Source organism: Streptomyces sp. NPDC050856, from assembly GCF_040653855.1.
Classification (GTDB): domain Bacteria; phylum Actinomycetota; class Actinomycetes; order Streptomycetales; family Streptomycetaceae; genus Streptomyces.
The window spans coordinates 1-9,042 of the sequence record NZ_JBFAGV010000059.1; the positions used below are offsets into that span (position 1 = coordinate 1).

At 74.8% G+C, this 9,042-nt stretch carries 8 protein-coding genes; 6 read left to right on the forward strand and 2 right to left on the reverse strand.

The window, feature by feature from the left end; all coding sequences use genetic code 11:
* The first annotated feature begins 245 nt into the window (after positions 1 to 245).
* From AB0H53_RS28805 to AB0H53_RS28815, 3 genes are all read left to right on the forward strand, one after another.
* On the forward strand, positions 246 to 782 hold the full coding sequence (locus AB0H53_RS28805) for a 2Fe-2S iron-sulfur cluster-binding protein (protein WP_362119509.1): 537 nt from the start codon (positions 246 to 248) through the stop codon (positions 780 to 782).
* Positions 782 to 1,771 carry a xanthine dehydrogenase family protein subunit M gene (locus AB0H53_RS28810; RefSeq protein WP_362119512.1) on the forward strand — a complete coding sequence of 330 codons (990 nt, stop codon included), beginning with the start codon at positions 782 to 784 and terminating at the stop codon, positions 1,769 to 1,771. The genes AB0H53_RS28805 and AB0H53_RS28810 overlap by 1 nt, the downstream gene beginning before the upstream one ends.
* 235 nt (positions 1,772 to 2,006) lie before the next feature.
* The gene (locus tag AB0H53_RS28815; RefSeq protein WP_362119515.1) at positions 2,007 to 4,118 is read left to right on the forward strand and encodes a xanthine dehydrogenase family protein molybdopterin-binding subunit; all 2,112 of its coding nucleotides are present in this window, start codon (positions 2,007 to 2,009) and stop codon (positions 4,116 to 4,118) included.
* On the opposite strand, the gene AB0H53_RS28820 is transcribed toward AB0H53_RS28815, so the two are convergent.
* Positions 4,102 to 4,749: a DUF4230 domain-containing protein gene (locus tag AB0H53_RS28820; RefSeq protein ID WP_362119518.1), complete on the reverse strand. Its 648-nt coding sequence runs from the start codon at positions 4,747 to 4,749 to the stop codon at positions 4,102 to 4,104. The genes AB0H53_RS28815 and AB0H53_RS28820 overlap by 17 nt on opposite strands.
* Positions 4,750 to 4,878: 129 nt before the next feature.
* Here AB0H53_RS28820 and AB0H53_RS28825 point away from each other — a divergent pair, with 129 nt between their 5' ends.
* Both AB0H53_RS28825 and AB0H53_RS28830 read left to right on the forward strand, forming a co-directional pair.
* Positions 4,879 to 5,805, forward strand: coding sequence for a glutaminase (locus AB0H53_RS28825; protein ID WP_362119530.1), 927 nt, complete (start codon positions 4,879 to 4,881; stop codon positions 5,803 to 5,805).
* Positions 5,806 to 5,953: 148 nt separating this feature from the next.
* Positions 5,954 to 7,144, forward strand: a complete 1,191-nt coding sequence (locus AB0H53_RS28830; RefSeq protein WP_362119521.1) for a 4-hydroxybenzoate 3-monooxygenase — start codon at positions 5,954 to 5,956, stop codon at positions 7,142 to 7,144.
* Here the strand turns inward: AB0H53_RS28830 and AB0H53_RS28835 are convergent.
* Positions 7,111 to 8,442 carry an aromatic acid/H+ symport family MFS transporter gene (locus AB0H53_RS28835; protein WP_362119524.1) on the reverse strand — a complete coding sequence of 444 codons (1,332 nt, stop codon included), beginning with the start codon at positions 8,440 to 8,442 and terminating at the stop codon, positions 7,111 to 7,113. The genes AB0H53_RS28830 and AB0H53_RS28835 overlap by 34 nt on opposite strands.
* A gap of 301 nt (positions 8,443 to 8,743) precedes the next feature.
* On the opposite strand from AB0H53_RS28835, the gene AB0H53_RS28840 reads away from it, so the two are divergent.
* The coding region (locus AB0H53_RS28840) for a cbb3-type cytochrome c oxidase subunit I (protein WP_362119527.1) at positions 8,744 to 9,042 on the forward strand (299 nt) is incomplete at its 3' end.

A 9,042-nucleotide genomic window follows, 5' to 3' on the forward strand; every position in this document is an offset into this window, starting at 1 on the left:
ACGCGTCCGTTTGCGCGGGGGGGCGCGCGCCCCCCCCACCCCCGCGGGGGGGGGGGGGCGGCGGGTGGGCGGCGCCCCCCCCCCCCACCGCTCCGTCGCCCCGCCCGGGGTGCCGGGAGGTGTGACGTGCCCCAGGCTGGATACGCGGGCTGACGTACGTCACCGGCACCCGGAGAGCGACGTCACCGACGACGAGACCCCGGCCCGGCCCCGCCCGATCACCTCCGACCCGGGAGACCCGAGCAGTGCAGCCGACCGAGCCCACCCACTCCCGTATCACCCTCCGGGTGAACGGCTCGCCCCACACCCTCACCGTCGACCACCGCGCCACCCTGCTGGACGTGCTGCGGGAGCGCCTGGACCTCACCGGCGCGAAGAAGGGCTGCGACCACGGCCAGTGCGGTGCCTGCACCGTCCTCGTCGACGGCCGGCGCGCCAACAGCTGCCTGCTCCTCGCGGTGGCCCAGGACGACACCGAGATCACCACCGTGGAGGGGCTGGCCCGGGAGGACGGGGAGCTGCACCCGCTCCAGCGCGCCTTCCTCGACCGGGACGCCTTCCAGTGCGGCTACTGCACCCCCGGCCAGCTCTGCTCGGCCGTCGGCGTCCTGGCCGAGGCGGCGGCCGGGCACCCCTCGCACGCGACCGGGGCCGGGGCCCTGACGGAGCCCGGACCCGTCCCGCTCACCGCCCCGGAGATCCGCGAGCGGCTGAGCGGCAACCTGTGCCGCTGCGGCGCCTACCCCCGTATCGTCGAGGCCGTCGAGGACGTGAGCCAGTGATGGAGCCCGTCGCCTACGTACGCGCCCGGAGCGTCGAGGAGGCAGCCGCCGCCCACGCGGCCCACCCCGGGGCCCGCTACCTGGCCGGCGGGACCAACCTCGTCGACCTGATGAAGCACGGGGTGGAGACTCCCCGGACCCTGATCGACGTCAGCCGGCTGCCCCTGGACGGCATCGAGGAACTGCCCGACGGCGGCCTGCGGATCGGCGCCACCGTGCGCAACAGCGACCTCGCCGCCCACCGGCTCGTCCGCAGCCGGTACCCCGTGCTGTCGCAGGCGCTGCTCGCCGGTGCGTCCGGCCAGTTGCGCAATGTCGCCACCACCGGCGGGAACCTGCTGCAACGCACCCGGTGCGGCTACTTCCAGGACACCTCCAAGCCCTGCAACAAGCGGACCCCCGGCAGCGGGTGCGCCGCCCGCGACGGCATCCACCGCGACCACGCGGTGCTGGGCCACTCGCCGCACTGCGTCGCCACCCACCCCTCCGACATGGCCGTCGCCCTCGCCGCCCTCGACGCCGCCGTGGAACTGCGCGGGGCGGACGGATCCCGGACCGTCCCCGTGACCGACTTCCACCGGCTGCCCGGCGACCACCCCGAGCAGGACACCGTGATCCGGCCCGGTGAGCTGATCTGTGCCGTCACCCTGCCGGGCGGCGCGGCGGGGCTGCCCTCCGCCTACCGCAAGGCCCGGGACCGCGCCTCGTACGCCTTCGCGCTCGCCTCCGTCGCGGCCGTGCTCGATGTGGACGGCGGCGTCGTACGCCGGGCGGCCCTGGCCTTCGGCGGTCTCGCCCACCGCCCCTGGCGGGCCCGCCACGCGGAGGCCGCGCTGCTCGGCGCCGCGCCCACCGGCGAGGCCGTCGCCCGCGCGGTGGACGCGGAACTGGACCGGGCCGAGCCGCTGCGCGACAACGCCTTCAAGGTGGTCCTCGCCCGCAACCTCGCCCGCCGGGTCCTGGCCGACCTGGCCCCCCCGCGCACCTAGGGGGTGTCTCGCCGGTCTCGCCGGGCTCGCGTCACCCGGTGCCGCGCCTCGCCGCTCGGTCGTCGGTCGCCACTGCTCCGCAGTGGCTTCCTCCTCCGCCGTGCGATCCGCGCCACCGGACGCCGCTCCCCGGTCCGGCCCGATCGACGAGACACCCCCTGGGCCCCGCCCCGGGCGCCCGCCCGTGGCCCGCGTCTGCAGCCCGCGCCACCACCCCGTCGTCAAGGACTCCGCGATGCATCCCACCACGATCACGACCGCCGTCGGCAGCCCCGCCGAACGCCTCGAAGGCCGCGACAAGGTCACCGGCACCGCCCGGTACGCCGCCGAGCACACCCCGCCGGACTGCGCCTACGCCTGGCCCGTCGCCGCGACCGTCGCCCGTGGCCGGGTCACCGCCGTCGACACGGACGCCGCGCTGGCCGTGCCCGGCGTGCTCGCCGTCCTCACCCCCTGGAACGCGCCCCGGCTGGGGGAGGCCGACGACCCGACGCTGGCGGTGCTCCAGGACGACACCGTGCCGCACCGGGGCTGGTACGTCGCCCTGGTCGTGGCCGACACCCTGGAGACGGCCCGCGCGGCGGCCGGCGCGCTGCCGGTGACCTACGCCGCCGAGCCGCACGACGTCACCCTCACCGACGACCGCCCCGACGCCTATGTGCCCGACGAGGCCAACGGCGGTGTACCGGGCCGGCGCGAGCGCGGCGACGCGCCCGGAGCCTTCGCCGCCGCCCCGGTGCGGGTCGACGTCACCTACCGGGTGCCGCCGCTGCACAACCACCCGATGGAACCGCACGCCGCCACCGCCCGCTGGGACGGCGACCGGTTGATCGTGCACGACTCCAGCCAGGGCTCCGTCCCGGTGCGCGGCGCCCTCGCCACCCTCTTCGGGCTCCCCGAGGAGCGGGTCACCGTCGTCTCCGAGCACGTGGGCGGCGGCTTCGGGTCCAAGGGAACCCCCCGGCCGCACGTCGTCCTCGCCGCCATGGCCGCCGGGCACGTCCGCCGGCCGGTCAAAATCGCCCTGCCGCGCCGGGAGCTGGCCGCCGTCGTCGGCCACCGGGCCCCCACCGTGCAGCGGCTGAGGCTCGGCGCCCGGCCGGACGGCACCCTGATCTCGGTCAGCCACGAGGTCACCACGTACACCTCCCGCGTCAAGGAGTTCGTCGAGCAGGCGGCCGTGCCCACCCGCGTCATGTACGGCTCGCCGCACAGCCTGACCGCGCACCACGTCGTCCGGCTCGACGTGCCGAGCCCGTCGTGGATGCGCGCCCCGGGCGAGGCGCCCGGCATGTACGCCCTGGAATCCGCGATGGACGAACTCGCCGACGCCCTCGGCATGGACCCGATCGAGCTGCGCGCCGTCAACGACCCGGACACCGAACCCGACAGCGGCCTGCCCTTCAGCAGCCGCCACCTGGTGGAGTGCCTGCGGGAGGGCGCCGACCGCTTCGGCTGGGCCGGCCGGGACCCGCGTCCCGCGACCCGCCGCGAGGGCCCGCTGCTCATCGGCACCGGCGTCGCCGCCGCCACCTATCCCGTCCTGCTGTCACCGTCCACGGCCAGTGCCACCGCGCTGCCCGACGGCACCCACACCGTGCGGGTCAACGCCACCGACATCGGCACCGGTGCCCGTACGGTGCTGGCCCAGATCGCCGCCGACGCGCTCCGCGTGCCCCTGACGTCCGTACGGATCGAGATCGGCTCCACCCGCCTGCCCGACGCCCCGCTGGCCGGCGGGTCCTCCGGCACCGCCTCCTGGGGCTGGGCCGTGCACGCCGCTTGCACGGACCTGGCCGAGCGGCTGGCCCGGCACACGGGCCCGCTGCCCGCCGACGGGCTGACCGCGTCCGCCGACACCACCGAGGCGACGCGGGAGGCGCCCGCCTTCGCGCGGCACGCCTTCGGCGCCCACTTCGCCGAGGTCGGGGTGGACACCACCACCGGTGAGGTGCGGGTGCGGCGGCTGCTCGGCGTGTACGCGGCCGGGCGGATCCTCAACCCGCGCACCGCCCGCTCCCAGTTCGTCGGCGGCATGACCATGGGGCTCGGCATGGCCCTGACCGAGCACAGCACCCTGGACCCGGCGTTCGGCGACTTCGCCGAGCGGGACTTGGCCGCCTACCACGTGCCCAGCCACGCCGACGTGCCCGACATCGAGGCGCACTGGATCGACGAGGAGGACGACCACCTCAACCCGATGGGCAGCAAGGGCATCGGCGAGATCGGCATCGTGGGCACCGCGGCCGCCATCGGCAACGCCGTCCACCACGCCACCGGGGTGCGCTTCCGGGAACTGCCGCTCACCCCCGACCGGGTGCTGCCGGCGCTCAGCTCCCGTAGCTGACGCTCACCTTCTCGAAGCCGAGGGAGCGCAGCAGGCCCTGGAGCATCCGGGTCGTGTTCTCCTCCGCGCGGACGGTCAGCCGGCTCTCCTCCGCCGCCTCGGCGATGTGCCGGACGGCGAGCTGCTGCACCGCGCGCTCGCTGTTGGGGTTGTCGGAGAACAGGTCCCCGAGCCGGTCGAGGAGGCCGCGCTGCTTGGACACCGCGTAGGAGCGGTCCGGGTCCAGCGCCGGCCGGCCCAGCTCGGCGCGGGGCAGCCGCAGCGAGGCGGAGGTGCGGCTCTCGTCCACCGTCACGTCGTCCTCACCGAGCCGGCCGAGGTCGACGTACGCGTCCACGCTGCCGGCGCCGATGTACAGGGTGCGGGTGCCGCGCAGCGCGTCCGGCAGGAACCCGGTGTCCTTCTCCAGGTCGACCACCACCTGGAAGTTGCCGGTGGCCGCGTCGTAGCGGCTGATGTCCTGGAGGGACTCGAGCAGGGCGGGCCCGGACCGGTCCCGGGTCTCCTCCCCGAACACGTCCCCCAGCCCGGGAACCAGACTGAAACGGAGCGCGCCGATCAGCAGGGCGGTGACCACGGCAACCGCTCCCGCCGCCTTCACCCACCACGGCACATGCTTGCTGGACGTCATGGCGGTCCTCCTCCCGCCGTCCTTCTGCCCCCGACGGCCCCCGGTCAGGCCCCCCGGGGACGGCCGGGTCGTGGCGGGCCGGGGCACAATGGGGCTTCCCGCGCCCCCATACCGCACGAACCGGAGCGAATCAGCGTGCCCACGTCGTCCTTCCAGCCGGTCCTGGACCGCATAGCGGCCGACATCGCGGCCCGTCCCGGCCGGGGCCGCCCGGCCGGCTACATCCCGGCCCTGGCCTCCGCCGATCCCCGGCGCTTCGGGATGGCCGTCGCGGAGCTGGACGGCACGGTGTACGGCGTGGGGGACTGGCAGCACCCCTTCTCGACCCAGTCGATCACCAAGGTGTTCACCCTGGCGCTGGTGCTCTCGCTGGACGGCGACAACCTGTGGGAACACGTCGGCCGGGAGCCCTCCGGCAATCCGTTCAACTCCCTGGTGCAACTGGAGTACGAGAACGGCATCCCCCGCAACCCCTTCATCAACGCGGGCGCCCTCGTCGTCACCGACCGCCTCCAGACCCTGACCGGTGACGCCGCCGGGGCGCTGCGCGCCTTCCTGCGTGCCGAGAGCGGCAACCCGCGCCTCACCTTCGACGAGGCCGTCGCCGCCTCCGAGTCCGCGCACGGCGACCGCAACGCCGCCCTGGCCCACTTCATGGCCTCCTACGGCAACATCACCAACCCGGTGCCGGGACTGCTCGGCCAGTACTTCCGGCAGTGCTCGGTCGAGGCGTCCTGCGCCGACCTGGCGCTCGCCGCCGGGTTCCTGGCCCGCCACGGCATCCGGGCCGACGGTTCCTCGCTGCTCACCCGCAGCCAGGCCAAGCAGGTCAACGCCGTCATGCTCACCTGCGGCACCTATGACGCGGCGGGCGACTTCGCCCACCGCGTGGGACTGCCCGGCAAGAGCGGTGTCGGTGGTGGCATCATCGCTGTCGTCCCAGGCCGCTGCACGCTCTGCGTCTGGAGCCCGGGCCTGGACCAGCGCGGCAACTCGGTCGCGGGCGTCGCGGCCCTGGACCGCTTCACCACCCTGACCGGCCTGTCGGTCTTCTGACGGCCGGCCGCCGGGCGCACCACGGGAACAGCACCACGGGAACAGCACGGAACAGCACCACGGGAACAGCACGGAACAGCACCAGGCGAACGCCACCGCGCCGCGCCACCGGGCGGAACACGTCGGAACGAAACCGTGAGGAGACCGGATGCACACCACCGTCGGGATCATCGGCGGCGGCCCCGCCGGACTGCTGCTGGCCCGGTTGCTGCACCGGGCCGGTGTCGACAGCGTCGTCCTGGAGCGCCGCGACCGCGCCCACGTCGAGCACCGCCAGCGCGCCGGCCTCCTCGAACAGGCCACCGCCGACGTCCTGCGGGCCGCCGGCGCGGGAGCCCGCCTGGACCGCGAGGGCAAGGTCCACCAGGGTTTCGAACTGCGCTTCGCCCGGCGCTCCCACCGGATCGACCTCGCCGCCCTCACCGGCGGGCGCACGGCGACGATGTACGCCCAGACCGAGGTCGTCAAGGACCTGATCACCCTTCAGCTCGCCGAGGGCGGACCGCTGCTCTTCGGGGCCGAGGCCCGCGCGGTCGACGGGGCGGACACCGGCCGCCCGGCCGTCCGCTACCTCCACCAGGGCCGCGAGCGGACCCTCACCTGTGACTACGTCGTCGGCTGCGACGGCTCCCACGGCGTCGCGCGCGGCGCCGTACCGGAGCGGCTGCGCACCACCTACCAGCAGACCCATCCGTACTCCTGGCTGGGGATACTCGCCGACGCGCCACCGGTGTACGAGGAACTGGTCTACGCCCACTCCGAGCGGGGCTTCGCGCTGGCAAGCATGCGCTCGCCGGTGGTCAGCCGGCTCTACCTCCAGGTGCCCAACGGCACCGACCCCGCCGACTGGCCGGACGAGCGGATCTGGGACGAGCTGGACGCCCGCCTCGCCCTGGACGCGGACCCGGGCCGGCGGCTGACGCGCGGCCCGGTCACCGCGACGACGGTCGTGCCGATGCGCAGCCAGGTCACCGAACCGATGCGGTACGGGCGGCTGTTCCTCGCCGGGGACGCCGCGCACATCGTGCCGCCGACCGGCGCCAAGGGCCTCAACCTGGCCGTCGCCGACGTCGTGGTGCTGGCCCGCGCGCTGGTCCACCGGCACACCACGGGCTCACCGGAGCTGCTGGAGGCGTACTCGGACACCTGCCTGCGCCGGGTCTGGCGGGCCGAGCACTTCTCGCACGCCATGACCAGGCTCCTGCACACCGATCCGCACGGTACGCCCTTCGAGGCCCGCCTCCAGCTCGCGCAGCTGGAACGGCTGGTCACCTCGCCGCACGCCGCCGCCGAGTTCGCCGACAACTACACCGGCGCGCCGCTCGTCCCGGCCTCCTGAGCCGCCCGCCGCCCGGCCGCCCGCCGGGCGAGCGGTACGAGCCCGACCGCGACCGCGCCCACCAGACCGGCCAGCGCGAACGCCACGAAGCCCCAGCGGTCGTGGCCACCGGCCGCGAGCACCCCGCCCAGCCAGGGGCCGACCACCGCACCGGTGCGCCCGACCCCGGTCACCCAGCCCAGCCCGGCGGCGCGCTCGCGGTCCCGGTAGACGGTGTTCGTCGCCGCGTACACCATGACCTGCGCGCTGAACAGCCACACCCCGGTGAGCGCCACCACCACGTAGGTCGCCCCCAGCGGCAGTCGCGCGCCGAGCAGCAGGGCGCCCACCGCCGTCAGCACGAACCAGACCGCCGCGACCGGCACCGGACCGAACCGGTCGGCGGTGCGCCCCGCGAGGAACATGCCGGCGATCCCGCCCGCGTTGATGACCAGCAGGAAGCTCACCGAGGACCCGAGCCCGTAACCGGCGGCGCGCATCATCTGCGGCAGCCAGGTGGACACCCCGTACACCAGCAGCAGGCCGCAGAAGGAGGCCAGCCACAGCAGCGGCGTCGCCCACCGGGACGCGGGATCGAACAGCGCCCGCACCGCCTCCAGCCGGCCCTTGGCCCCGGCGGCCGGGGCCGCCACGACGGTGAGCCGGGGCAGCCCGTACCGGTCGGCGACCGCGTCGGACCGCTCACGCTCACCCCGGGCGAAGAGCACCCCGGGCGATTCGGGCAGCAGCCTCAGCAGCAGCGGTACGCCGATCACCGCAGGCAGCGCGCCCGCCCAGAACACCCACCGCCACCCGAAGGCGGGCGCCACCGTCAGGCCGAGCCCGGTCGCGGCCATGCCGCCCGCGTGGTACGAGGTCATCAGCAGCCCCGTGGTGAGCGCCGCCCGTCCGGGCGGGGCGAACTCCATCACCATGGCCAGACAGAGCGGCATCAGCCCGCCGAGTCCCAGCCCCGCGACGAACCGCCCGGCCCCGAACATGGCCGGGTCGCCGGCCAGCGCGCACAGCGCCGAGCCCAGCGAGAACAGCGTGATGCTGGCGACCAGCAGGGGCCGGCGGCCGAGCCAGTCCGTCACGTTCCCGGCGCTCAGCGCGCCGATCAGCATGCCGAAGGTGGTCCAGCTGCCGATGGTGCCCGCGCCGGACGGCGTCAGCCCCAGCCCGGGGTCGTCCAGCATGTGCGGCATGACGGCGCCGTAGATGTTGACGTCCATCCCGTCGAAGAACACCGCCAGCCAGCACAGGGCCAGCACCGGGAAGACCGTGCGAAGGGTGTGCGGCGGACGTAAGGCGGTCATGGCTCCCCCGGTGAGCGGTCCGTTCCCACCATGGCGATCTGCGCCACGGCATGGGCGACGACGAGTCTGAGGTGGCCGCCCACGGCTGTCAATGGCGGCGCCACCCGCGCACGCCGGGCGGCCCGGGCGGCGGGAGGCCCGGGCCGCCGGGGGCGGGCCGCTCACCGGTACGGGTGGCCAACACACGGCCGTACGGGCCCAAAGGGCGCTCCCGGCGAAGCGGCGTGCGTAGCGTTTCCGAGGGCGGTGACGGGGTAATTGCCGCGCGTCCTGTCCGCTGTGCCGCGTTCTAGGGATACGTATGGTGACTTCGACGACCGAGCCGGTCGCTCCGGTACCGGTGGCGGGACGCGGTGTGGGCCGGGTGCTGGTGTCCTGGCTGACCACCACGGACCACAAGAAGATCGGGCACCTCTATCTGGTCACGTCGTTCGGGTTCTTCCTCTTCGCCGGCGTGCTGGCGCTGCTGATGCGCGCCGAACTGGCCCGCCCCGGCATGCAGTTCCTCAGCAACGAGCAGTACAACCAGGCGTTCACCCTGCACGGCACGGTGATGCTGCTGCTGTTCGCCACGCCCACGTTCGCCGGGTTCGCCAACGC